Here is a 25,631-nt window from a genome sequence, read left to right as displayed (position 1 = left end):
CAAAGAAAAATACAAGTCGCCCATGACTCGGACTGCAATTCAATTCGTAGATACAACGTACCATTGGAGCTGCACTTTAGAGGAAGGGCGACTTTGTTGTGCTCGGGTTTGATTTTAATTCCCCCGATTTAACCATTTCAGGATGATCTCCACAACTTCCAAATATCGCTGGCCGACGAGCAATCCGGTATGGGTTGTATCCCACAGCCCTGCATATTCAGCGCCAAGCTGTTCTGCAGTCAATTGACCTCTTCGTTCCTCATCATCGGATTCTACGGCTTTGATGACCAGACTTGGACATGTAATTAAATTGCCGTTGATGGATACACCGCCGCTTGACCCAAATGCTGCCGAGAACGTGAGAAATGCCTTCGATGACTCCATCTGCAGATATTTACGCTGAAAGGCAATATCCTCCGCAGATTCGTCAATACTGCTGTGCTCTTCGCGGGCCGGGGGAGGGATGACAATGTCAGGTGTAATTCGATTACTCTCAGGATAGGGAATCAATTGATGAACTTCCTGGCTTAGACTAGAATCAATCACGACCAATCCAGCTAAAGTAATCGTCTCGGCAATCTTCTGACTGAGTATTCCGCCCATGCTGAAGCCGATGAGAACAGGGGGCGCTGTACACTCTGCCAGAACTTCACGGATATCCTCCAAATAATCCTCAAACGTAATTTTCGTCATGTCCATTACCCGGCTTTTGTAATGACTTCTGAGGTTCAAAACGTAGCAGGTCCAGCCTTGTTCAACGAAGTGGGGGATATATTTGCTCCACATCCAGCTGCCTGTATATGCGCCATGAACAAACAAGAGAGGTGGCTTTATTACTGGATTTACCGAGTGGGGAGCCGCATCAGCTTCATATATTTCTAGGTGCAAATCATGTTTTCCTATCGTTTTGACTTCATGTTCAGGTAGCAATTGAGTAAAATCGATCATTAGGACAAACCTCCAAAATTAGTTTTATATCAAACTATTACTCCAAAAAAAATTAGAAGTTGCCGTGAATTTTCATCAAAATTCGAAGCAGTTCTTTTTTCTCCGCTTCAGTAACATCCGCATAAAACGCGTCCAGCATACGACGTGAAATATGTTCAAATACCGGTTTAAGCTCTTCTCCTTTTGCAGTCAATGTCACATGGACAATCCGTGAATCTGTTGCATCACGTTCTTTGGCGACATAACCGTTGCGCACCAATTTGTCTACAAGCGCTGTGACCGTGGATTTATCCTTACCAATTTTTTTGGCGATTTCAGCCATGGTCATTCGGGAGTTATTGTACAGGGCGTAGATTATATCCCCATGGGACGTGGCCAGATCCTGAATTCCTTGCCCAGCCATCTCGGATAAAATGAAGCGGTTGACCTTCTCTTTAATTTTGGATATGAGTGATATAGCGTCTGTCGTTTTCATACATGTAATATAGTTTGTTATCAAACTAATGTCAAGCTCGGATTTTAAATGCTGACACATAAACGGAGAACAAAAAGAGCAGCGAGAAATCTTTTCTCCTGCTCTTCCGATTTTCCATTCAAAATTGGAAGCAGATGTCCTGCAATTACTTGATCGGATTTGCTTTCATTTCCTGTTCCATCTTCTCAATGCCGTCCAGAATTTGATATCCATAACCCCAGAACTGACTGAAATCTGTTACGTAAATTTGTTTGTTTTTGATGGCATTCATGCTTTGCAGTGCAGGGTTGGCATACAGATTTTGAATCAGCTTGTCGATATCCGGTGAACCGGCATAAGCGGATAAGAGCAAGTAGTCTGGGTTTGCCGTGATTAGCTGTTCCACACTGACTTCGCCTTGCACGCCATCAAATGTATTTTTCAGTTTCAACAGGCTCAGTGCATCTAACTGATACGTATCATTATGCATACTGCTCACAGTAATCGTGTCTTCCGTAGCAGGAACGATGTAGGCAAAACGATGCTCAGATTGATCCGCCACACTTGACTTGATGGCTTCAACACGAGCTTTCAGGCTTTCTGTGAATTTTGCGGCGTTGTCCTGTACATCGAAGATTTGACCCAACTGTGCAATATCATTATAGAGGCTGTCCAATGTCCCTTGATGATTCGTGGTTTGCAGGAAGGTCCGGATGTTCATGTCGTTCAAGCCATCCACGGTACCTACACCCCAGTCTGCGTCTGCAAAGAGGTCCCCACGTCCCAGCACCAGATCCGGACTTGCGCCTACAACGAGCTCTTTACCCACGTAATCTTTGGACAAGACAGGAATTTTCGCAAAATCATCTGCGACATCAGGAGTAACCGTGCCATACAGTGCGGCGACTCCAACCATTTTATCGGTTAGCCCAAGCTTGATCAGCATCTCTGCAGCAGATTGGGTATTCGCGACGACACGCTCGGGGGCTTTCTCGAATGTTTGTGATTTTGGTTTCCACTCGCCACCTTCACCTGAGATGGTAAAGTTCTCAATCGTGAGCGGATAGGATGTTTTGCTTGTATTTTCTACTTGTGTTGCCGTTTCGGATGAATTGCTTCCCTCCACAACGGGGGTGGTAGTGGTGGAAGATGCTGCATTGGAACATGCGGCAAGCAAGAGTAACAGGAGACTTAAAGAAGCGAACCAAACGGTTCTGAATTTGAATTTCATCTAGCGACGAGCCCCTTTTCTTTATGTTTTTTAAATTGACAAAGATAATCATTCTCAATTATAATCCGAGAAAATGCTTTGTAAATAGCTAAATTTTTATTATTCAAATTCAAGTGATATTGATGGGGGAAAAGATGGCACAGACGGCTCAGATTCAGAAGCAGCGTATGGGAAAAAGGGAATCACTGATTCACAGCAAATCCGGTTTTGCAGTATTGATTGCCGCTTTAATCATCGTAATGGTTGTTTCGGTTGGGATTGCTGTATCCATTGGACAGGTGAGCATTCCGCTTGCCGAGTCTTATCGTATTCTGTTGTACAAATTAACCGGATTTCAATTCGGCTCTACGCCGATTGAGGCGGGGTCCTTTACGGATATCATCTGGCAGATTCGCTTTCCGCGTGTACTGATGGCCATGTTTATCGGTGCCGGGTTAGCTTTATGTGGTGCAGTTATGCAGGCTGCCGTGCAGAATCCTCTTGCAGACCCGTATATACTGGGGATCTCCTCAGGAGCTTCACTCGGGGCTACGTTTGCCATTCTGATCGGATTCGGCGCGATTGGCTGGCTTGGTCAGACCGGGGTGGCCTTCTGGGCATTTGCCGGAGCGATGGGTGCGTCCTTGCTGGTCCTCGCTCTCGCAGGTATTCGGGGGAAAATGACATCGGTCAAGCTGGTGCTTGCCGGGATGGTCATTAATGCACTGTGCAGTGCCTTTTCGAACTTTATCATTTATTTTGCCAACAATGCCGAAGGCATCAAGACCGTAACATTCTGGACCATGGGCAGTCTTGCCTCATCCGGATGGAACAAGCTTCCGCTGATTAGCATCGTTGTGCTCGTAGCCATTCTGTTCTTTCTGTTGCAATCCCGGGTCCTTAATACGATGCTGCTGGGTGACGAAGCCGCGGTTACGCTAGGGATTAATCTCAGTGTATATCGCAGGTTGTATATGCTGTTAACGGCTCTCGTCACCGGCGTAATGGTGGCAAGCTGCGGCATGATCGGTTTTGTTGGATTGATTATTCCGCATGTTGTGAGAGGGCTGGTTGGATCTGACCATCGTAAAGTCATGCCAGTATCCGTACTATTCGGTGCCATCTTCCTGATCTGGACGGATGTTATTGCACGATCACTGATTTCCAGCGTTGAATTGCCAATCGGGATCATTACAGCGATGATTGGTGCGCCGATGTTTATGTATATGTTAGTCAAAAAAGGCTACGGTTTTGGAGGAAAATAAACATGAAACTGAATGTAGAAAATGTATCCATATCGGTGCTGAACACGGATATTATCCGGGACATTTCTTTACAGGTAAAGGGCAAGCAATTCGTAGGCCTGATTGGCCCGAACGGTTGTGGCAAATCAACGCTGCTCAAGAGCATCTATAAAGTGATCAAACCACAGCAAGGAAAAGTATTTCTCGATGATACGGACATTTTGAAATCCAGCCCCAAGGTCGTGTCCTGGCATATGGGCGTTGTGGGTCAGTTTAACGAATTGAGCTTTGATTTTACTGTGCGTGAAATGGTCATGATGGGTCGCACTCCTCACAAGAAGCTGCTGGAGACGGATAATGAACGGGATTATGAAATCGTGGAACAGGCGCTGGAAAAGGTACATCTGACCGGACATGCGGACCGCAATTACGTGTCCCTGTCCGGCGGGGAGAAGCAGCGTGTGGTCCTCGCCCGAGTGCTGGCGCAGCAGCCCGAATTTCTGATATTGGACGAGCCTACCAATCATCTGGATATCAAATATCAGCTTCAGATCCTCAACATTGTGCGGAGTCTGGATATCGGCATATTGGCTGCGCTTCATGATCTCGAACTCGCTGCAGCGTATTGTGATTACCTCTATGTTGTGAAGCAGGGACAGATTGTGGTTCATGGCAAACCCGCCGATATCTTGACCCGTGAAATGATTGGTGAAGTATTCGACGTGGAATGTGAAATCTATGAAAATCCGGTTACCGGTGGCTTGGGTATTGCCTATTTGAGTACACGGTGAGACAAGGACTGTCTTAGCTGAAACTCACACATGTTCTCTCATTATCTCTTCCACTATAACTCCGGTTGCACAGGCAATTATGGACTAAGTAGCAGAAGAAGAACTGTCTTTAAGCGGAATATATGCTTAAATGACAGTTCTTTTTGTTCTAGAGTCTCAAGTGTCACATGTCACGTGTATTCAGATGTTGTGCATCACCTTTTTGGAGATGTGGCTATTCCCTCTAAACCAATGCTCCCATCGCTTTATATGTTCCTAACAGGGCAATGCGGGTTAATTGAAGAGCCATATGATGAGGTGAGTTTACCTTACTGTCAGCAAGCCATTTGTGAATAATTCCAATGGTGGAGAAGCTGATATGATCCAGCAGAATATCGAGAGGCACTTCTTTTTGCTCCATACCTAACTGGGATATCCGATCCAAAAACATCTCTCTAATCACTTCATTCATCCGGCTGTTGAAATTCCCAGCAGGATTAATGAGTACCATCACCCTATAGAATTCTTCATGCTCCAATATATGCTCGAACAATACTGCATAAATGGGATCTGGCTCGTTAAATGAAGGTAGACTCCCAAGGTGGGAATTCCGTTCCGCCAGTAACTGTTCAAGCAGTTGAAATTTCTCATTCACCATGCTATCCAATAAATCATCCTTGTCCAGAAAGTGGGCGTAAAAGGTAGATCGATTGATATTCGCTTGCTCGGCGATGTCTACGACACTAATTTCGGTAAAGGCCTTGTGTGGCAAAATTTTCAGGAGAGCTTTGGAAATCATCACACGGGTCCGTAAAATTCTTCGATCCACTCCACGGGATTCATTCACTTCTCATCACCTCGAAAACAACGGATTGTTCAACTTTGTTGAGCCTTCAAATGGTTTGGGGATGTAGATGAATAAGACATTTCGCAACACATCGGTCAAATGCGTTGTTTAACCGTCAGATTCTGGCTAATTGATCGTTGATATCCAACGGATAATAGCTATCATAATAAATAAAACACACCAAATCAATCGGAAAAATAAAATATAAGAAATAGGAATGAGGTCATACCTATGGAACTGTTTTGGTTTATTCCCACGCACGGGGATGGCAGGTATCTTGGAACAAAAGAAGGAGCTCGGGCAGTCAGTTATCATTACTGCAAGCAGGTGGCACAAGCCGCGGATGAACTTGGATATGCCGGTGTTTTGTTACCTACGGGAAAGTCGTGTGAAGATGCCTGGATTGTTGCTTCATCGCTGATTTCTTCCACGGACAGGCTTAAGTTTCTTGTCGCGGCGCGTCCAGGTCTGATGATGCCAACCACAGCTGCACGTATGGCCGCAACACTGGATCGTTTCTCCAAAGGAAGACTGCTGATCAATGTGGTGGCTGGTGGAGATCCAATTGAGCTTGAAGGAGAAGGGCTGTTCCTGGACCACGATGAGCGCTATGCGTTAGCCGATGAATTTCTGACCATTTGGCGGAAGGAATTGGAGGGAGAGGCTGTTGACTATGAAGGTAAATATCTGAAGGTTAAGGGTGGTTCCGTCCTGTATCCGACCATCCAAAAGCCACATCCACCACTCTATTTTGGTGGTTCCTCGGAAGCCGCAATGGAAGTGGCAGCGGATCATGTCGATGTGTATTTAACGTGGGGTGAGCCTCCGAGTCAGGTGCAAGCCAAAATTCATCAAATGCGGGAACTGGCTGCAAAGAAAGGAAGAAGCATTCGTTTTGGCATACGTATGCATGTTATTGTGCGTCCGACAGCAGACGAAGCATGGAAGGCCGCTAATGAGCTGATCTCCCATCTGGATGAGGAGACAATAACCGCTGCCCAGAAGATCTATGCCCGCATGGATTCCGTAGGACAGCAGAGAATGGCCAAGCTGCATAATGGGGATCGTTCCAACCTAGAGATTAGCCCCAATCTGTGGGCGGGTATCGGCTTGGTTAGGGGTGGTGCCGGAACCGCACTTGTTGGTGATCCCGATCAGGTCGCAGCCAGAATCAGAGAGTATGAAGAACTGGGGATCGAGACCTTCATTTTATCAGGTTATCCGCATCTGGAAGAATGTTATCGTACCGCGGAGCTGTTATTTCCAAAGCTTCAGTACTCGCAACATGGAGAAAGCGGCGATTCCTTTGTTGGTCCATTTGGAGAAATCATTGCCAATAACAACATTCCGGATCACATGGTCAAATCGGAAGTTTCCTCCAAGTCCTAATTTCATAACGGATTGCAGATTAAGGCAAAAAAAGACACCTGAAGGCATTCGCATTCGGGTGTCTATTTCATTTACTGTATCTTGGAGTCAATTGGACGCGAGTGTCCATCCTGGATGACCTCCTGGAACAGTTCATTGGATTCCGTGGACCACGTACCTTGCTTCAGGAGTGCTTCCAAATCGCCTACGGTTACTGGGCGTGCGTGCCGTTTGAGCACGTAACCGAGTTGCCCGTTTGGTTCCATCGTGGCCGTTTCCAGATCGGCAATACTTGTAATCCCTTTCTCCCGCAACTGCATCTCCAATTGGTCCACGGAGAAGCGCATGCGTTTCAAATTCGGCAGATTCAACTTCCCATCTTCCACAACAACCTTCGATTTTCCGCTCATCAGTTTTTCAAACCAATTAAACTTCAATTGTAACTGTTCAACAATCAGAAGTGTGAGGATAAATACCGCCGCTGACCCAATCGCTTTACCTAACTCATGATTCGCAATTGGCTGCACGATCGTTGTTCCGATCGAGATAATAATGACCGTTGTGGCTACACTCATTTGCGAGATAGATTTACGTCCAGCAATCCGCAGTAGAAACATACCAATCAGTACAAGCAAGATGGATTTCCATATCCAGTCCATTTGTTGTATTCCTTTCTGTACCAAATCATGTGTCGTATTTCTTAGCCTGTTCCTGATCTGGTTGAAATATACAATTGTTTAGGACAAGAGATGTGGATAAGGAAAATAGTCCCGACATTATAAGGACCATTATACTACATCCTAAAATAAGGAAATGACCGATATTATTATGGAGAGCTTTCTTCTAAAAAATGAGGAGTGATACAACGTACAATGTATACAAACATGTTACAAAAGCATCTTTCCCAAGGAGATATGGAAGGCGTTGTTAAACAAATAGCATATATTGGTGAAAAAAAGGATATAACTCAATTCGCTTTCTTGATTGAACTCCTGAAATCTACGGACAACGCCATACTACGCAACACAATTGCTATCGCTTTATCTGACATTGGAGATGATCGAGCAGTCGAACCGTTAATTGAAGTCATCACAGACTCCAAGACATCAGGAAGCAGAGGCACATTGCTATACGCTCTTGAAAACCTGAATTACATAGTACATATTGAGAACATTATTCCATTTATCGGTGATTCCAGTCTTGAAGTGAGCGCGCAGTCATTCATGTTGCTGGAGCAAATGATGGATAAGTTATCTGATTTACAAAACCTTAGGTGTCAAACAATTATTGAAATGCAAATCTCACATAACCAAAGCAAGCTTCTGGAAGTAGCATTAGAAATGTTGAAGAAATGGAGGTATCAAGTGCAGGGATAAGATAAACACGCTTCTTTCATTCTCACCTCCCTATCGTTTACAATAAGGAATTGAATGCAGCAAACGAAGGAGCGGGTCATATTGGCAAAGCAGAAATACTATGTCGTCTGGGCAGGAAAGCAGCCTGGCGTATACAGCACATGGGCGGAATGCAAAGCACAAACGGATCATTTTACCGGAGCAAAATATAAATCGTATGAATCGAAAGCCGCCGCCGAAGAGGCATATCGTGCAGGATGGAAAGGAAACTGGGGTACGGGTGCCAGTGGTTCAGGCGCTTCTTCGAAGACGAAGTCTGGCAGTAGCGGAAGAAGTGTGGGCATGGAGACCTCTGCAGAAATTGACTATGACAGCATCTCGGTTGATGTTGGTACGCGTGGGAATCCAGGGCCGGTGGAATATAAAGGCGTAGATACCCGCACGGGTGAGATTATTTTCTCCGTTGGGCCAATCTCCAAAGGTACGAATAATCTGGGTGAATTTCTGGCAATCGTACATGCCTTGGCGTATCTCAAAAAAGAGGGTAGTAGTAAGACGGTTTATACGGACTCCGTCAATGCGATGAAATGGTTGAAGCAAAAAGCGGTGTCCACCACGCTCGCAAGGGATGCTTCCACCGAAGAGATCTGGCTGATGATTGACCGTGCAGAGCAGTGGCTGCGGACGAATACGTACAGCAATAAAGTGCTAAAATGGCAGACCAAGCAGTGGGGCGAAATCAAGGCAGATTACGGCCGAAAATAGCCCTATTTCTCTACAATTTCTATATTATTAATTTTCTATGAGAAACGATGTTTACAATTTCCAGTTTCCATTCTATAATCAGTTCATTATGATAAGTTACACATATGAAGGAGCCTGTCATCAGCGGGCTCTTTTATATTTATGGACCTTAAAATCCATAAAATGTTGAAAGAGTATACTTTGCAGGAGGCAGACATGAGTTCCATTTATAGAAGTGAAGAAGGCAAGAGCAGCATACTTGAGGAATACGAAGCGTATGTTGAGCAATTGGGCGAAGGTTTTACACGAGAGTACGTCGAGACACGTTTTGGACAAACGCATGTTTTATTAACAGGTCCAGAAGACGGTAAGCCGCTATTTATTCTCCAGGGCGGAAATTGTGTGAATCCGATGACGTTGTCATGGTTCTCTTCTCTTTTCAAAGATTACCGGATTATCGCGCCGGATACGATCGGTCATCCAGGCTACAGTGAAGAAACACGAATTTCGGCAAGGTTTGATAGTTTGGCTTTGTGGATTTCTGATTTGCTGGATCACTACAAGATCGAAAAAAGTGCGTTTATCGGTCCTTCCTTTGGAGGCGGAATTATCCTAAGACTGGCAACTTACATTCCGGACCGAATTGCATGTTCTGTTCTGGTAGCACCCGCTGGACTGGCCGTAGGATCCAAAATTAAAATGGCTCAGGATATCGTGTTGCCACTCGTAACGTACAAAATGACTTCTTCTCCAACTTCTTTGCAAAAGATCGCGGATATCATGTCATGCAGTTGTATGAAAGAAATAGATAAAAATATAATCGGGAAAATCTTCAAATACGTCAGTCTGGAGCAGGATATGCCCAAGCTTACGGAGCAGGACGAATTGGTGAATTATACATCGCCAACTCTGCTGCTGGTGGGAGAAAAGGATGTCTTTTTCCCGGCAGATAAGGTCATTGAAAGAGCTCAGAAGATTATTCCGAATGTCAAAGCAATCAAATACGACACAGGTCATTTTCCTTCTCAAGACGTGTTGAAGCAGATGAACCAAGAAATTCAGCAATTTTTACAGAAGAATTATTAAATATAGAAATTTTTTAATATTTCCGCATGGTTGTGATTCAAATTGCATCATTTGGTTTATATACATGGTTGGCGATGAAACGCCTGTCTGGTTGGACCAAATGATGCAACATGCGGCAAGTCTTCCGATCGACAAGGTTGAAAAGAGGGTCTGTTATGAAAAAGGACAATTGCAAAATGGCATTGCAACGCAATGTAATTTTAAATGATACATATCAGGTAAGACATCTCATGGCTAGCAGTGAGCTGGCTATTGTATATGCAGGAAGAGATCGGAATACAGGTGCAAAAGTAGCAATCAAGGAGTTTTTCCCCCAGAGGCTTGCAGCACGTCAGGCTGACAAACGGGGAGTGTTCTGTTCTTCACGAGGTTTCAGTGGTCAGTATCAGGAACTTCTTGCTGCATTTTTGGTAGAAGGAGAGCTGTTATCGACATTGAATCATCCTCATATTGTGTCGTATGTGGATCATTTCGAAGAAAATGATACAGGGTATCTTGTTATGGAATATTGTACAGGGGTAACCTTAACCGAATATCTGATTGAGCGAAATCATGCGCTGGACGCGGCATTTATTACGGAGACATTGCTCCCGCTGGTAGATACACTGGACTATATTCATAAGCAGGGAATTCTTCATCGTGATGTGAAGCCATCCAATATTATGGTAATGGAAGACGGTACGCCCAAACTACTGGACTTCGGTTCAGCAGCTCGTTGGCCTGTACAATCCGGGGAAAAACAGGCGATCTTTACATCGGCCGGGTATTCGCCGCTTGAGTTCTACTCGGAGAAATCCAGTCAGGGACCGATGTCAGACATATATAGCCTGGCAGCGTTGCTTCATTATTGGACATGTGGGCAGCCCCCTATGGATGTTAAACAGCGACTGTTCCGCGATGAATTGCCATCTGTGCGTTCTCATAATGAGTATGTGAACCGGTGGCTCGCACGCGTTATTCACTGGGGATTATCAGTTCGTTCCGAGCAACGTTGTGCGTCTCTCGCATGGGTTAAGAGATCACTTCAAGTACAGGCCTGGATGTGGAAAATACGCAAACCTGGCACGGTAGAATGGGCTTTAGCTGAAAATGAACATACGCAAGTCTATGAAGCAGAGCCGAAGAAACAGCATGAGACGGCTTAATTGCAGCCTTGTCTTATACATATATTCGTAACACAAAAAAGCCAGTTTGGTCCTTACACGGACCGAACTGGCTTTTTTGTGTGTTTTTTTAACCTAAAAGAAAAATTATTTCTTTTTTTAATTTATTTCTGGAAGAATACTTCATTCTAACTCCAGGGTCTGCATATACTCCATTGGAAAGATGGAGTAATTAGTCAGGAAATCTGACGTAATCGCCGGCTCCCGTCTTATACCAAACTGAGGGGGAATGTTGTGTGACCACCAACAGAAAGGGCTTCACAGTATCTTTGCTGCTAGTCGTTATGATGTCTATGCTGCTTGCCGCCTGCGGAGGAAATGACAATACGGCTGGTACGCCGAGTCCGGGAAGCACTGGGGAGACGGGTGCGGAAGCGGGAAAGCCGGTGACGCTGGAGTTTTGGACGATTGCTTTACAGCCAACGTTCAACGATTATTTCAATGAATTGATTGCCAAGTATGAGAGCAGTCATCCTGGCGTGAAAGTCGAGTGGAAGGACTATCCATATGATGCCATTTCACAGCGTTTATTGACCAGTACGGCCAGTGGCAAAAGCCCTGATGTTGTGAACCTCAATACCGAATTCGCCAGTCAATTGGGAAGTAAGGGAGCGCTGCTGAATCTGAATGAATACCTGACAGATGAGGAAGCGAAGAGTTACTTTGAAGGCATTTATAATTCTACTGTTTTGGATGGCAAAGCTTACGCGCTTCCTTGGTACACAGGTACCGAAGTGCTGTTCATGAATACCAAGCTGGTGAAGGAGGCAGGCCTTGATCCGGCAAATCCGCCGCAGACCCGAGAGGAACTTGTGGAGTGGGCCCGTCAGGTCCATGAAAAGACCGGAGTGGCCGGTTATGCGCAGCAGCTTATTTCCAAGTTATTTCCAATCGACGGCATTCCGATTCTAAATGAGGACAAAACGGCCGCCGCTTTCAATACGCCGGAGGCAGAGGCGATGATCGCTCAAATGCGTGATCTGATGGCCGAAGGCGTGGTGCTGAAGGAGGATGCGGAATTCAGCAAGCAGATCCAGTATTTTTCCGGGGAGCAGGTCGCTTTCCAGTTGTCGGGTCCAACCTTTATCAACTTCATCAAGAAGTCTGCACCGGATGTTTACAAAAATACGATTGCTGTAACGCTCCCAACGGGCAAAGCGAACCTGCGGCTCTCCAATTCCATGGATCTCGTTGTGCCACAGAAATCCAAAAACCCCGAGCAAGCGGTGGAATTTGCCGCCTTTATTACCAATGCAGAGAACCAGACTGCCTTCTCCAAGGTAGCCAACACGCTGCCGTCGAGCAAAGCCTCCATTGAAGATCCGTTCTTTACGCAATCCGACGGATCGCTGGAAGCCGAAGCCAAGGTAGCCTCCTCTCAAAGTCTCGATAAAGCCACTGATTACATGGTCGGCGTACCGAATGCAGGAGATATCAACTCCGCATTGGCACGGGGCTTGCAGGAAATTTTGATGAACGGAGCAGATATTAAAGAAACGTTGAACGCAGTGGAGAAGGAAGTTAACCAAATTCTTAACCAGGAATCCTGAACTTATGCGGTACAGTCTGATGAGGGGGAGTACTCCCCCTCAATCCTAGAAGAGAGGGAGGCGTAGCCGTGTACAAGGCGATTCGATCCGAATCTTTTGCTGCATGGGCGTTTATGGCACCGGGATTGTTGTTTCTGGCAGTTTTCACCTTTTGGCCGATTATTTACGGGGTACCCCTCTCATTAACCGATTATTCTGTCATTACAGAGACACATTTCGTTGGTTTGGATAACTTTACCCGGGCCTTTCAAGATCACAATTTCCTGATTTCGCTGTGGAATTCGTTGGTGTATGTGTTGGTTGTGCCGGTGATTCAAATCATCTCTATCCTCATGGCCATTCTGGTTAACAGCCGAATTCCAGGTGTCAAAATGTTCAGGGCTGCCTACTACATACCGGTTGTAACTTCCATGGTCGCGGTGGCACTGATCTGGAGCTGGCTGTTGGGCAATAACGGCGTGGTCAATTACCTGCTGCTGAAGGTTGGCATTCTTAGTGAGCAGGTCTCCTGGCTTTCCACGAGCAGTACGGCGCTGTATGTGCTGATGTTCATCACCATGTGGAAGGGTCTCGGCTATTATATGATGCTCTATCTGGCTGGGCTTCAGGGAATTCCGGCAGATCTATACGAAGCCGCCAGAGTGGATGGAGCAGGACCACTGAGACTGATTATTCATGTGACGCTTCCGTTGCTGCGGCCGCATATTCTCTTTTGCACCGTAATTTCGGTGATGGGTGCCGTTCGTGTATTCGATGAGGTCTATATTCTCACCAAGGGCGGGCCGGGAACGTCCACGCTGACCTCAAGCGTTTATATTTTTCAAAAAGGGCTGGAGCAATTCAATTTCGGGTATGCCTCGGCGCTTGGGCTGATCGTCAGTGTGATGGTAGCAGCGCTCAGTGTGTTGGTGTTCCGGCTGAACCGGAGAGGCGGGGTGAATACCTATTGATTCGGCATACGCTTTCGTCTAAAAAAATGAAAAAAGCCCTTCGTCATTTGATCATTTATGTACTGTTGATTTTGCTCGCCCTGTTTATGATGGGTCCTTTTCTGTGGCTGCTCAGCGTATCGCTGATGCCTGGTCGTAATGTGTTTGCGAATCCACCAGCAATTCTACCAACCTTCATCGCTTTCGATAACTACGTGCAGGTGTGGGAGTTCATGGATTTTCCACGCTACATCATAAATACGGTGGTGATTACGCTCCTTGGGGTAGTGTTTAACATCTTCTTGTCCTGCCTAACGGCGTATCCACTCGCGACCTTTCGGTTCAGGGGACGTAATCTGGTGTTCACGCTGCTGATCTCGACCATGATTATTCCTTCGGCAACGGCGATGATTGTGCATTATTTAACGATTCAGGCCTTTCACTTGGGCAATACGTTTCTTGGTGTTGTGCTTCCGGCCGCGGTGTCGGTTTTTAACATCTTTCTGATGCGGCAAACGTTTCTGGGCATACCGACGGATATTCGGGATTCTGGCAAAATGGATGGAGCTTCCGAGTTCCGTATCTTCGTGCAGCTTGTCATGCCATTGGTTAAACCAGGTATTGCCGTCATTGGCTTGCTTGAAGTTATGGCATTCTGGAACAATTTCCTGTGGCCGATTGTCGTGCTGGATGATCCGCAGAAATATCCACTGGCAGCGGCCCTGACGTATCTGAACGGTCAATTCTCGTATAACTTCGGCTGGATTGCCGCCGGCACCATGATTTCGGTGCTGCCGATTATCATTGTTTTCCTTTTCACCCAAAAATACTATATGGAAGGCATCGCCGGAGCGATTAAAGGATAAAAAAACACAGAAAGGGTGAACGCATTCATGCCGAAGCAGTATAAGCTAACCTTTGTTCCGTTAGATGAACGGCCTTGCAATTATGAGTTTCCTTATTTGTTGGCACAGGGAACGGAATTCAAAGTTGAGCGTCCCCCACTTGAAATCATGGGCCTGAAAAAACGTCCGGGCGATGTGGAACAGTTATGGACCTGGTTTGAGGAGAGCTGTGCAAGGGCAGATGGAGCAATCGTTGCCTTAGATACGTTGCTCTATGGCGGGATTATTCCTTCCCGGCTACATCGGTTGAAGCCAGATGAACTGACGGCGCGTCTGGAGCGCCTTCGGGGGATCAAGCAGCAGTACCCGCAGCTAACCCTGTATGCGTTCCAACTGATTATGCGCTGCCCGCAATATTCCCTGTCCGATGAGGAGCCGGATTATTACGCCGACTGGGGAAGAGAGATTTTTCGCAAAGGTTTCATCAGCCATCGGATGGAGCTGGGGATTGCGACGGATGAGGAAATCCGCGAGCTGGCCGATATCGATAACCGTCTACCAATGGAAGTGCTGGAAGATTACCTGGGACGCAGGGCCATAAATATTGAAGCTAACAAGCAAGTGCTGGCTCTGGTCCAGGAAGGAATTATCGACTTCATGATTGTGCCGCAGGATGATTCGGCGCCTTATGGACATACAGCCAAGGATCAGGAGAAAGTGCGAGCCCGGATTACCGCCCTGGATCTGGAACTTAAAGTCTACATGTATCCTGGTGCGGACGAAGTTGGTTGCGTACTGCTCTCCAGAATGATGAACAAGGCTCGCGGCCGGATGCCGCTGGTGTACCCACGATTATCATCTGTTCAGGGGGCGTTTGTTACTCCGCTATTCGAGGATCGATTTTTCTATGAGACGCTCAAATATCAGATTTTGGCTGCAGGTGGGTTAATTGCATCCAGTGAGACTGAAGCAGATCTAGTGCTGTTGATTAGCACACCTGGAGAGACGATGGCGGAAGCGGTGTCGCAGCAGCATTCTTTTTACAGCTATGATGTATACCGAAACCTGATGGAACTGGTGGAATATGGACACTTTCTGCTCAGGAGCAAGAACAAGCCGGTGGCTGTAGCGGATGTGGGATATGCCAATGGTGGGGATCAGAAGCTGGTCAAGATGCTGCGGCAAAAAGACATGTTATTTGATCTGGCTGGATATGCCGCCTGGAATACCAGCTCCAACTCGCTAGGAACCGTCATTTCGCAGGCCATGATCTATCTGCTCTATGGTCGTACACAATCGCATCTTGATTTCCTCGCTCTCCGCTATGCTGAGGATGTTTGCTATTGTTCAGTCGTTCGGGGAGAACTTAGCAATGGCCCGGTACAGGAGATGGGATATGGCAAGTACTTGCTGGATGGGTCTCGTGGCCTTGTTGCTGCCCGAGTAGAGGAAAGGTTGCGACAAGAGCTTACTGTGCGGATCGATACTACAGCAGGGAGTATCCAGATTACCGATTGTTATATGCCATGGAACCGGATGTTCGAAGTGGGCCTGTCTGTACGATTCGTACCATCCAACCCAGGTAAGGAAAGCAGAATATAAGAGAGAGGGTGGAAACCCTGACAAAGGTAGTGCTGGAGAAACTGCATTTGGGGCTAATTGTTTCCTGCCAGGCGCTGGCTGACGAACCGCTGCATGGCGCGGCGATGATGGCTCGTATGGCAGCTGCTGCGGAGGAAGGAGGGGCCGCGGGTATTCGGGCGAATGGGGCAGCAGATGTACGTGCGATCAAGCAGACCGTCTCATTGCCGGTTATTGGCATCGTGAAGCGCAATTACCCGGATTCTGCTGTATATATCACCCCAACTCTCAGAGAAATTGACGAGCTGCTAGAGGCCGGAGCGGATATCATTGCATTTGATGCGACCCGCCAGAGCAGGCCGGAAAATCATACATTGGAGCAAATCACCGCCTATCTGAACGCAAATGGAGTAGTTTCCATGGCAGACATCTCCATTCTGGAGGAAGCTTTATATGCTGAGTCACTTGGAGTCAGCTGTGTTTCGACTACACTATCGGGTTATACACCGTATTCCCGGCAGCAGGAAGGGCCTAATTTGGAGCTGCTGGGAATGTCCGCACAGCGGTTGAAGATTCCGGTCATTGCCGAAGGGCGGATTAGTAAACCTTTTCAGGTAGAAGAAGCGCTTGATCTGGGGGCATACGCGGTTGTGGTGGGCTCCGCAATAACTCGGCCACAGCTAATTACCCGACAGTTCGCAGCAGTGACCAGAAAAAAGCGAGGATGAAGAGTAATGGAGATGAATGACCGAATTAATACGTATTATCCTTCCATGACCAAGTCGGAGCAGAAGGTGGCCAGGTGCGTACGGGACAATCCGGATAATATAATCTATTTTTCTGTGACTGAGCTGGCTGATTTTGCTGGTACCGGAGAGACCACGGTGATGAGATTCTGCCGTAAAATCGGGTTTAAAGGCTATCAGGATTTCAAGCTGATGCTGGCCCAGGGGCTGCCGAAACGGCAGAACCAGCCAGACGGCGAGCAGGGAGAGGACGATTACGCCGACCATTTATATGCCTCGATGGTGGGTGTGCTGCAATCCAGCTTGGGTATGCTGGATCGTAGCCAGTTGGAGCAGGCAGTAAAGTGTCTGGACAGTGCACGACATGTGCAATTCTTCGGCGTGGGCTCGTCAGGTATTACCGCTATGGATGCCAAGAACCGTTTTCTGCGTATCGGCCGACGTGCGGAAGCGAATTCCGACAGTCATATTCAGTCCATGATGGCGGTAACGATGGGAGAAGGTGACGTGGCTTTTGGCATCAGTGTGTCCGGCAGTACGCTGGATACCAACGATATGCTGATGAAGGCTAAACAAAACGGGGCTAAGGTGATTGCCATGACGAACTATGCCAAATCCCCCATTGCTTCTATTGCGGATATCTTGCTCTTGACCGCGGGGAAGGAGTCTCCCCTTGAAGGCGGTTCTGTAGGAGCTAAAATCTCTCAGCTGTTTATTATCGACTTGCTCTGCCAGGGACTGGAGCGCGAGCATGGTGAAGAGACTAAAAAGATGAAGGAATTAACGGCCAGGGCGGTTATCGACCGTATTTATTGAAGGGCTTGTGTGAATAGGGGGAAAGCGAATGCCGCAGGTCATTGGCGTAGATGTAGGTGGCACAGGCATTAAAGGGCTTGTGGTCAATGAAGCCGGAGTCGTTCGGGTGGAGGCTACATGTGCAACCGAGGCCCGGTTGGGCCGGAAGGCTATACTTGGCCAGCTGTGCGAGTTAGTAAGTGAACTGTTGTCTAGATGTGAAGAAGTGAAGGCCCTGGGTATTGCCTCGGCAGGAAGGGTGAATGTGGAGACGGGTGAAGTGATCCACGCAACGAATAATTTACCTGGCTGGCAGGGAATGCCACTGACACAGTGGGCAACAGCGGAATTTGGCCTGCCTTCAACTGCTGATAACGACGCCAATGCTGCACTGCTCGGCGAGGCGTGGCTTGGCACCGGCCGCGGTAAGCAGAACCTGGTTATGCTGACACTCGGAACTGGGGTCGGTGGGGCCAATATGGCATTTGGCAGGATGTTACGGGGAGTAGACTGGCGCGGTGGGGACTGGGGGCACAGTGTGCTGGTGCCTGACGGTCGGCCTTGCAATTGTGGCAAACGCGGCTGCGTGGAGCAATACATTTCCGGTAGTGCACTGATGCGGCTGGCGCGGGAACAGAAGGGCAACACGTATACTCACGGCCGAGAGATTATGACCGCTGCAAGACAGGGAGAAGCAATAGCGTTGTACATTCTAGAGCGTTACATATCTGATTTGGCCTCGGTTATTGCGAATATATCTGCCTCGATAGATCCGGAATTGATTATTCTTGGTGGCGGTGTGACCCATGATCAGGCTATATGGTGGCCGATGCTTACCGCTAAGTTGTCCAGTGTCGGATTGGCAGACCGGGTTGCAGTGGCTGAATTCGGTAACTGGGCAGGCTGTTTCGGGGCGGCGCAGCTGGCCTTGGAACACCTGCGTAAGGACGGCGTTGGCTGGTCTGAAGGCAGTGACAGGGAGGAGACAAAGCATGGGGATTGAGCAGGAGAAACGCAGTGATATCGTCATTATTGGCGGTGGTCTTGGCGGGACTGCAGCTGCGCTGGCTGCAGCCAAGGCAGGGCAACGGGTGCTTTTGACGGAAGAGACGGACTGGCTTGGCGGTCAATTGACCTCACAGGCGGTGCCACCGGATGAGCATCGCTGGATTGAGCAATCTGGCAGTACAGCATCGTATCGTGAGTTCCGCAGCCGAGTCAGAGATTACTACAGACGGAACTACCCGCTTACGGATGTCGCCAAGAGCGATCCTGTTCTTAACCCCGGTAATGGCTGGGTGAGTCGCTTGGCGCATGAGCCGAAAGTTGCGCTTGCCGTTTTGCATGAGATGCTTGCGCCTTACGTGAACACCGGTCGAATCGAGGTGCTCTATCATACTGTGCCAGTTCAGGTAGATACAGCAGGAGACCGGGTGACTGGCGTGACTGTGCGTGAAGAGCGAATTGGGAGATTAATTAAGCTCCAGGGTGCCTATTATCTGGATGCTACAGAATGCGGTGATCTGCTTCCCCTTGCGGGAGTAGAGTATGTAAGTGGAGCGGAATCTCGGCGGGATACGGGTGAGCCACATGCCCTGGATGAAGCGAACCCGCTAGACATGCAGTCGATTACCCATGTGGCGGCAGTGGATTATGTGCCGGGAGGAGACTTCACGATCCCTCGTCCGAGGGATTATGATTACTGGCGTCAGTATGTTCCCTCGTTCTCACTGTATCCGATCCTGAGCTGGTACGCTTCGGATGCCAATGATACATCCAAGCTGAAAGAGTTCACGATGTTCCCGAATGATCAGGGCATAACCCCCCTGTGGGATTATCGGCGGATCGTTGACCCGGCTATATGGTCAGAGTCACTGAATGATGGTGAAGTCACGCTGCTCAACTGGGCACTGAACGATTATTACGCCGGGCCAATCATTGGCGTATCGCCGGAGGAACGCGAGCGGCATCTCGAAGCGGCGAGGCAACTAACTCTTTCCTTAGTATACTGGCTTCAGACAGCAGCTCCCCGACTGGACGGCGGAAAGGGTTATCCGGGAGTAAGGCTGCGTGGAGATGTGCTCGGTACGGAAGACGGTCTCGCAAAAGCGCCGTATATTCGGGAATCACGGCGAATCCGAGGCGTATATACCATTACCGAGCAGGATGTGAGCAAGGAATTGTGCGGAGCAGAGGGAGCCAAACGTTACGAGGATAGTGTGGGTGTCGGCAGTTATCATCTGGATCTCCATCCAACAACCGTGAGTCAGCGGACTTTTTATATACCGAATCATCCCTATGAGATTCCGCTGGGTGCACTCATCCCGGTGCGAGTCAAGAACTTGCTCCCAGCTTGCAAAAATATCTCCATGACCCAGATTGCGAACGGTTGTTACCGTCTGCATCCCACCGAATGGAATATTGGCGAGGCTGCCGGAACCCTTGCCGCTTATGCCATTTCACAGCAAGTAGAGCCCTCAGAGGTGAGGGCTTCGGCGAAGCATCTTCACGACTATCAGGCACAGCTGATTCGCCAGGGTGTTCAGCTTCATTGGACAGATGCGGAACTGGCAGGGGAGTGTTAGACAGACTTTTAAGAGAACGTTGCTATCTTCAGAACACATAAGCACTCGAGATACCAAAGGGATAAAAAAATGATTCCTGTTCTGAACAGGAATCATTTTCTATAAGTCGATTAATTCTCTTTATGCATCTGTTTTTACAATAGTGTCATTGCAGATGATCGTTCTCATCAACACTGCGATGATTATCCCATGGTCTGCTGTGGATCTTTCTTTTGTCCTACATAGATATTAGTACTTGGTTTGATGGCTTTGTATCGAATTTCAATCTCCGTGACTCCATCTTCAAACGTAATATACAACTTTTCATTATACTCCAAAGCTTCTGTATGTCTGGGTTTCACTGGTGTTCGTCCCCGAACGACTGTGCAGTTCGTATCATGACGTACCAATAACGTTTCCTTTTTACCAGCCTCCAGCCAGATTCGTCCTGACTCCGGTACCTTAACCCCAATGTCCATACGATCAAATAGTTCACTGAGACTTACTTTTCGTCGCTCCAATGAAGTCAGTGGCCAATTCGTCACGGGAATATCTTCTCCGTTTGCAGTGGCCAAGAAATATCCTTCCAGCCTTCCGCGGAATACAGGTTTTGGTTTCAGCACAAACCAATACAGGGCGAAGATACCCCCGGCTGCGAGGAGACCGAGTCCCGTATATAGAAGTATCTTTTCACGTAAAGAATGAATTTTCAACTGGATGTCTGCGGTTACACTCGCGCCTTCAGAATCCGTGGCGGTCACCGTAATGGATGAACTACCGGTGTGGAGCGAAGACCAACGCAGTATATTACCTTCAATGACAGCGTCTCCGAGTTTGCGCTCACTCCCACCTTCTGCGAGGGCGAGAGGTTTATGTTTCATGAGGGCAATTGGGTCAATGCGATTGGAGGTAAGCAGGACTATCGCCTGATCGAATATGAGGATGCATCGGGGTATGTACTCATCGGCCCTGACAGGATAACGTACGAGTATGACGAGAAAGGGCGTTTGAGCAGCGTTGCGGACCGGTCAGGGAACCGGACGCGACTGGAGTATAACGATAACGGTATTAGCCGTCTGATTGCACCCGGCGGAAAGACTGTCTTGATGGAGTGCCGGGATGGTTTGTTAATACGGATGACCGACAATATTGGCAGATCCGTGATTTATGAATATGACGGCGACCTCCTCATGCAGGTAACCTATCCCAACCAGGGGAACATTCAATATACGTATTCGGAGCAAGGCTATCTTGAGAGCATAACGGACCAGAACGGAAATACCTATGTGACTAACATCTATGATGCAGCTGGCAGAGTAATCCGGCAAAGGGATGCTTACGATCAAATGACCGATATCCATTATAATGATGCTGATTCTGAAACGACATTTACTTTCCATGCGACGAATGTCGTGGAGACGTATCGCTATAATACAGATTACCTTGTAACCGATATCGTCTATCAGGATGGGACACGGGAATCCTTCGAGTATGATACGTATCAATTCAAGTGTGCACATACGGATACAGGTGGCCGGACTACTCGCTGGGAATATGACATCCATGGGCAATTGCTTACGGAGATTGCAGCGGATGGTACACAGCATAGCCAAGTCTATGATGAACAACTCAACCGCATCTCCGTATCGGTCAATAACATCGTGGAAAAGACATATGCCTATGACACGTTCGGACGTGTGCTGGAAGAGATACAAGCGATCGATGCCGAGCGTCGGGCGGTCACTGCCTATACCTATGATGTACAGGGTAGGACTCTCACCCGTCAGGATGCGCTTGGTCATGTAACCACATATGCCTATGAAGTTGTTCATTCGAATTCACCATCGTATGTCAGAGATGCTGAAGGCCAAGAATACCGTTACGCATTCGACGATGTGGCTCGGGTTATCCGTATAACGACGGCGTATGGATCAGTTGAATTTGAGTATAACCATCTCAATAAAAGAACCCGGATTGTGGATGCCGAAGGCAATACCACGCTGATGTTCTACGACAAGATGGGCAACATGATCAAGCAGGTGCAGCCGAATGATTACGTGGAACGAATCGATAACGGTAAAGGAACGGAGTATCGCTATGATGCATTGGATCATCTGATCCGGATCACCGATCCGCTTCATCAAACCCGAAGGTACCACTATGACATGTATGACCATGTACTGAAAGATGTGGAGCCGAACCAATATGATCCGGTACTGGATGATGGTCAAGGCACGGAGCATGTATATGATCATCGCGGCAACCGCATTCAGACCATACTACCCGATGGAGGGATTCATCGATTTAAATATGATGCCGCCGGTAATCTCGTGAAGTCCATCGGTCCAGAGCAATACGATCTGAAGACGGATGATGGACCGGGAACAGAATACGACTATGATGCCATGGATCGTCTGGTTCAGGTGACCAATGCAGAAGGGCATATCGAACGGCGTTACGCATATGATGCAGCCGGGCGGGTCGTCAAAGAAATGGACGGCAAAGCGGTGGACAGTGGTGACCAAGATGCCGAACGGTTCGGCACGTTGCATGGATACAATACGGCAGGATGGTTAATCGAAAAGCGGGAACCTGTTCAGGAAGGGATTTCCTCTGAAAGTGAGTCGAAGGTTAACGGGCACGTATTGTACCGCTTGTCCCGTTACGAATATGACCTTGCCGGCAACCTGGTGAAGGAAGAGCGAACGTCGGAATTCGTGACACGGGAGGGATATCCGGCGACGTATCACGGTATTACGTACGCTTATGATCGTAATCACCGCGTGACTCGCATCACGGACGACACGGGAGCAGACATTCGATATACATACGATTGTCTGAATCAGCGGACTTCCGAACGTTACAAGCTGAGTGAAGGCAAGGAGCGGCACATCCGCTACGAATATGACAAAGCGGGCAGGCTATTGCGCCAGCTAGACGTGCTTGACGGGGAAGACCTGCGTGATGAGCGCCAGGGAACGGTCACCGCAGAGACCAAATATGGGTATGATCGTAACGGGAACATGACCTACATCCGTTCGCCCGAAGGGTACGAAACGGAGATTAGCTATGATAGCACTGATCGGATCGTACAGATCAGCCGCCGGGAGCATGCGGGTGCGAAAGCCAGTTCCATGTACCTGAAGTACGACCGTAGCGGCAACATGACAGAAGAAACGGATACGCTGGGGCATAGGATACAGTATGCATACGATGTTCGGAATCGGCCAATCCGTTTTGTGGGCAAGGGCGGCAGAGTCAACCGTCTTTTCTACAATCCCGAAGGGAAAGTGGCGAAAAAAGTGTCCCCTGGCCTGTACGATGCAGCCCGTGACGATGGGGCAGGAATGGAATACACGTATGACGTGCTGAACCGTCTGACCGAAATCCGCAATCCGTTGGGCGAGATCATTCAGCAGCATGCTTTTAACCGGTACGGGGAGCAGGAAGCCGTGACGGAATACGGCGTCGAAACGAGGTATGCCTATACGTTGGCTGGCCAAGTGCGTCAAGTGTGGGGCAATGGCCCAAATCGTATCTCAGTCTTGCGACAGGAATACGAGTACGATGCCGCAGGGCATGTCGTAGGGATTCGGGATGGAGAAGGGCGGATGACGCGCCGTACACTGGACGGATGGGGCAACATTACGGCACTGACACGGCCGGACGGCACAACGGAGCACTATGACTATGACGTGGCGGGTAATCTGACTCGTTCTACGGATGCGAAGGGACATGCGACTCAGTATGCGTATAATTCCCTTGGTGAAGTGTCCGCGATTACAGGTCCAGACGGCTTGCCAATTACGTATCAGTATGACCGGGAAGGCCGCCTGGCCCGGCAGCAGGACCGGAACCAGCGAGTACTGGACATGGTCTACAATTTCAATGACCAACTCGTTCGCAGACGGGAGTTGTCCAGCGGTGAGGAAGAAACATACACCTACCGCGAAGACGGCCAGCTGATCTCGTCCGCGAATAACGAGGTGCGTTATGACTACGACTATAACGAAGACGGTTTGCTAACGGCCAAATATCTGAGCCGAATGGATGGCCTGACGAAACAGGCGAAGGACACGGCTCTGCGTCCAGTGCTGCGCTACGAATATGATGCAGAAGGCCAAACGGTGGCTCGCACGGATGCTGGCGGAACGCGCGTCGAATACGCATATGATCCGGTGGGGCGGGTTGTTGCCATCCGGCAAGGTGAGAAAGATCTGGCTCAGTACACTTATGCAGCGGGCAACCGAATCGCGTCCATGCTATACGGCAACGGTGTGCAGACCGCATATGAATACACGCCGGATGGACAGGTATCGCGGCTCCACACCCGCGCAGCGGATGGAACAGTATTGCTCGACAACCGATATGCGTATGACCAAAGCGGGAATACGGTTGGCTGTTATGGAACGGAAGATCGCGCAGAGTATCGTTACGATGCACTGGATCGACTGGTGGAAGCCCGGTATGCTGGATACGGTACGGAGCAATTCGCCTATGACGCCGCAGGCAACCGAGTCTCCCGTGTCTGGAACGGACAACGGACAAGTTACACTTACGATACAAGGAACCGCCTGCTCAGCCTGATTGAAGAAGCGTTGCGGGAAGAGCATGGGGAGCAAGGTGTAACGACCGATGAGAGGGCGAACGGGAAAAACATACGCTATACTTATGATGCCCAAGGCAATTTGATTCAGGAGCATCAAGGGGAGCAGGCGATAAACTATGCCTATGATGCATTCAACCGGACGATTCACGTGGAGCAAGCCGATGGCGGTGTGTTACAGCACGGCTACGACCCGGAAGGCTTGCGAAGCAGGCTGGATACGAATGGAACTGTACGTCACTTCGTGCATGACGGCTGGCATGTCGTCAATGAGTTGGACGAAACGGAGCGAGTGCAGGCATCTTATATACGCGGTCATGAATGGCTAACACAACTGGACGATCAGGGCGATGTGGCTTATTATGTAAATAATATCCACGGTGATGTGACTCACCTGACCGCACAACATGGTGAGATTCTGAACGCATACACGTACGATGCCTTTGGGAACATGCTGTCTGCACGAGAGCAGCGTGTAAATTCTTTCCGATATGCGGGAGAAATGCAGGACGCGCTGACGGGACATTACTATCTGCGCGCCCGGTTTTATAACCCGCTGATCGCGCGGTTCACGCAGGAAGACACGTACCGTGGCGATGGATTGAATCTGTATGCGTATGTCGCCAACAACCCGATCCGATACGTAGACCCGAGTGGGTATATGTGTGAGGTGAAGGGTGAAACGTATGCTAATCCAAAAGATAAAGTTGTTAAAGAGTATGATGTGGTACCCTATAGACCGACAACTGGGAAATATGGGCTTGAAAATCATCATGGTGTAATGAATGGGCTAAACAAAATGTACCGGGATATACTACATTTGTAA

At 48.4% G+C, this 25,631-nt stretch carries 22 protein-coding genes; 16 read left to right on the top strand and 6 right to left on the bottom strand.

What is annotated here, in order from left to right; genetic code table 11:
* Window positions 1-114: 114 nt before the first annotated feature.
* From HP548_RS25855 to HP548_RS25845, 3 genes are all read right to left on the bottom strand, one after another.
* On the bottom strand, window positions 115-948 hold the full coding sequence (locus HP548_RS25855; RefSeq protein WP_175383208.1) for an alpha/beta hydrolase: 834 nt from the start codon (window positions 946-948) through the stop codon (window positions 115-117).
* 52 nt (window positions 949-1,000) lie between these two features.
* Window positions 1,001-1,423 carry a MarR family winged helix-turn-helix transcriptional regulator gene (locus HP548_RS25850; RefSeq protein WP_064640736.1) on the bottom strand — a complete coding sequence of 141 codons (423 nt, stop codon included), beginning with the start codon at window positions 1,421-1,423 and terminating at the stop codon, window positions 1,001-1,003.
* Between the two features lie 145 nt (window positions 1,424-1,568).
* The gene (locus HP548_RS25845) at window positions 1,569-2,633 is read right to left on the bottom strand and encodes an ABC transporter substrate-binding protein (protein ID WP_175383207.1); all 1,065 of its coding nucleotides are present in this window, start codon (window positions 2,631-2,633) and stop codon (window positions 1,569-1,571) included.
* Window positions 2,634-2,800: 167 nt separating this feature from the next.
* On the opposite strand from HP548_RS25845, the gene HP548_RS25840 reads away from it, so the two are divergent.
* Together HP548_RS25840 and HP548_RS25835 are read left to right on the top strand one after the other, a co-directional pair.
* Window positions 2,801-3,877: a FecCD family ABC transporter permease gene (locus tag HP548_RS25840; RefSeq protein ID WP_217504848.1), complete on the top strand. Its 1,077-nt coding sequence runs from the start codon at window positions 2,801-2,803 to the stop codon at window positions 3,875-3,877.
* 2 nt (window positions 3,878-3,879) lie between these two features.
* Window positions 3,880-4,647 carry an ABC transporter ATP-binding protein gene (locus HP548_RS25835; RefSeq protein WP_175383205.1) on the top strand — a complete coding sequence of 256 codons (768 nt, stop codon included), beginning with the start codon at window positions 3,880-3,882 and terminating at the stop codon, window positions 4,645-4,647.
* A gap of 223 nt (window positions 4,648-4,870) precedes the next feature.
* Here HP548_RS25835 and HP548_RS25830 read toward each other — a convergent pair whose 3' ends face one another.
* Complete coding sequence (locus HP548_RS25830) at window positions 4,871-5,473, bottom strand: TetR/AcrR family transcriptional regulator C-terminal domain-containing protein (RefSeq protein WP_143764563.1); 603 nt, start codon at window positions 5,471-5,473, stop codon at window positions 4,871-4,873.
* Between the two features lie 231 nt (window positions 5,474-5,704).
* Between HP548_RS25830 and ssuD the strand changes: the two genes are divergently transcribed.
* Window positions 5,705-6,862: an FMNH2-dependent alkanesulfonate monooxygenase gene (ssuD, locus tag HP548_RS25825; protein WP_175383204.1), complete on the top strand. Its 1,158-nt coding sequence runs from the start codon at window positions 5,705-5,707 to the stop codon at window positions 6,860-6,862.
* 71 nt (window positions 6,863-6,933) lie between these two features.
* Here the strand turns inward: ssuD and HP548_RS25820 are convergent, their stop codons facing one another.
* Entirely contained in the window at window positions 6,934-7,500 is a 567-nt protein-coding gene (locus tag HP548_RS25820) for a DUF421 domain-containing protein (RefSeq protein ID WP_175383203.1), read from the bottom strand.
* Between the two features lie 225 nt (window positions 7,501-7,725).
* Here HP548_RS25820 and HP548_RS25815 point away from each other — a divergent pair, with 225 nt between their 5' ends.
* From HP548_RS25815 to HP548_RS25760, 12 genes are all read left to right on the top strand, one after another.
* A complete protein-coding gene (locus tag HP548_RS25815; protein WP_217504814.1) occupies window positions 7,726-8,217 on the top strand; it encodes a HEAT repeat domain-containing protein in 492 nt (163 codons plus the stop codon).
* Between the two features lie 81 nt (window positions 8,218-8,298).
* Window positions 8,299-8,961 (top strand): ribonuclease H, encoded by a 663-nt coding sequence (rnhA, locus tag HP548_RS25810; RefSeq protein WP_175383201.1) that lies wholly within the window; start codon window positions 8,299-8,301, stop codon window positions 8,959-8,961.
* 195 nt (window positions 8,962-9,156) lie between these two features.
* Window positions 9,157-10,026, top strand: coding sequence for an alpha/beta fold hydrolase (locus HP548_RS25805; RefSeq protein ID WP_076288017.1), 870 nt, complete (start codon window positions 9,157-9,159; stop codon window positions 10,024-10,026).
* Window positions 10,027-10,181: 155 nt separating this feature from the next.
* Window positions 10,182-11,171, top strand: coding sequence for a serine/threonine protein kinase (locus HP548_RS25800; RefSeq protein ID WP_076288018.1), 990 nt, complete (start codon window positions 10,182-10,184; stop codon window positions 11,169-11,171).
* A gap of 254 nt (window positions 11,172-11,425) precedes the next feature.
* Window positions 11,426-12,739, top strand: a complete 1,314-nt coding sequence (locus HP548_RS25795) for an ABC transporter substrate-binding protein (protein WP_343054931.1) — start codon at window positions 11,426-11,428, stop codon at window positions 12,737-12,739.
* 68 nt (window positions 12,740-12,807) lie between these two features.
* A complete protein-coding gene (locus HP548_RS25790; protein WP_076288019.1) occupies window positions 12,808-13,689 on the top strand; it encodes a carbohydrate ABC transporter permease in 882 nt (293 codons plus the stop codon).
* Between the two features lie 26 nt (window positions 13,690-13,715).
* Complete coding sequence (locus HP548_RS25785) at window positions 13,716-14,534, top strand: carbohydrate ABC transporter permease (RefSeq protein ID WP_076288293.1); 819 nt, start codon at window positions 13,716-13,718, stop codon at window positions 14,532-14,534.
* A 27-nt stretch (window positions 14,535-14,561) separates the two neighbouring features.
* The gene (locus HP548_RS25780) at window positions 14,562-16,115 is read left to right on the top strand and encodes a DUF4127 family protein (RefSeq protein WP_175383200.1); all 1,554 of its coding nucleotides are present in this window, start codon (window positions 14,562-14,564) and stop codon (window positions 16,113-16,115) included.
* Window positions 16,116-16,132: 17 nt separating this feature from the next.
* Window positions 16,133-16,822 carry an N-acetylmannosamine-6-phosphate 2-epimerase gene (locus tag HP548_RS25775; RefSeq protein ID WP_217504846.1) on the top strand — a complete coding sequence of 230 codons (690 nt, stop codon included), beginning with the start codon at window positions 16,133-16,135 and terminating at the stop codon, window positions 16,820-16,822.
* Between the two features lie 6 nt (window positions 16,823-16,828).
* Entirely contained in the window at window positions 16,829-17,656 is an 828-nt protein-coding gene (locus HP548_RS25770; RefSeq protein ID WP_076288021.1) for a MurR/RpiR family transcriptional regulator, read from the top strand.
* A gap of 28 nt (window positions 17,657-17,684) precedes the next feature.
* On the top strand, window positions 17,685-18,638 hold the full coding sequence (locus HP548_RS25765) for an ROK family protein (protein WP_175383199.1): 954 nt from the start codon (window positions 17,685-17,687) through the stop codon (window positions 18,636-18,638).
* A complete protein-coding gene (locus HP548_RS25760; RefSeq protein WP_175383198.1) occupies window positions 18,628-20,220 on the top strand; it encodes an FAD-dependent oxidoreductase in 1,593 nt (530 codons plus the stop codon). The genes HP548_RS25765 and HP548_RS25760 overlap by 11 nt, the downstream gene beginning before the upstream one ends.
* A 182-nt stretch (window positions 20,221-20,402) precedes the next feature.
* On the opposite strand, the gene HP548_RS25755 is transcribed toward HP548_RS25760, so the two are convergent.
* Complete coding sequence (locus HP548_RS25755) at window positions 20,403-21,080, bottom strand: hypothetical protein (RefSeq protein ID WP_175383197.1); 678 nt, start codon at window positions 21,078-21,080, stop codon at window positions 20,403-20,405.
* Here HP548_RS25755 and HP548_RS25750 point away from each other — a divergent pair.
* A complete protein-coding gene (locus HP548_RS25750) occupies window positions 21,072-25,631 on the top strand; it encodes an RHS repeat-associated core domain-containing protein (protein ID WP_175383196.1) in 4,560 nt (1,519 codons plus the stop codon). The genes HP548_RS25755 and HP548_RS25750 overlap by 9 nt on opposite strands.

It is taken from the genome of Paenibacillus taichungensis (genome assembly GCF_013359905.1).
Taxonomy (GTDB): domain Bacteria; phylum Bacillota; class Bacilli; order Paenibacillales; family Paenibacillaceae; genus Paenibacillus; species Paenibacillus taichungensis.
Note: the sequence above shows the minus strand (reverse complement) of the source record. Positions and strands in the feature narration are given on the sequence as shown.